This window comes from Vibrio sp. 2134-1 (genome assembly GCF_033339495.1).
Window position 1 is genome coordinate 1 of the sequence record NZ_JAWOUS010000806.1, and the last position, 554, is coordinate 554.

Below are 554 nucleotides of genomic sequence, written 5' to 3' on the forward strand. Positions count from 1 at the left end.
ATAGCGATGACCGTTGGGCGTTTACCGGCGTCCTTGAGCTTTTGGGCCGCAGCCGCTACATCGTCAAACTCAACCAATTTTCTTGCCATGAGAACGTTCCTTTTAATTTGTAATGTTTACGATAATTACGATAATTACGATAATTACGATAATACGGTAATTATCATAATTATATATCATGCTGCTGTCGATTGGAATTGTTTGTGTGGGACAAAGCCCTTCCGGCTGCGGAAAAGCCTTGTTACGCGGTCACGCTGATTCATCCAGGGAAGGATTCGATAGTGACTCCACCGAAGGTGCCAAGGATTTCCGATGCCGCTTTATCAGATCGAGTTTTGCGTTGTTCTGAGGCGTCAAAGTTACGAAGCAATTTGAGCTGAACATCCTTATCCTGGAGCACGATCAGGGGCATTGGCGCGGTAACGGTTTTGAGTACCCCTGCGGCCATGACGTTTGCCACCGGTTGAACCTTTACTTCCCTTCGCTCCCGGAGATAAGGCTCCGGGGTGCTGGCGATCTTCTGGATATGCTGCTCCAGGGGAAGGTGATAGTCT

Annotated in this window: 1 protein-coding gene; it reads right to left on the minus strand. The window is 48.4% G+C overall.

Annotated features, from left to right (window positions below; translation table 11 throughout):
* Positions 1 to 259: 259 nt before the first annotated feature.
* Positions 260 to 554: DNA replication terminus site-binding protein (locus tag R7R78_RS28645; RefSeq protein ID WP_318119800.1), on the minus strand; the 295-nt coding region annotated here is incomplete at its 5' end.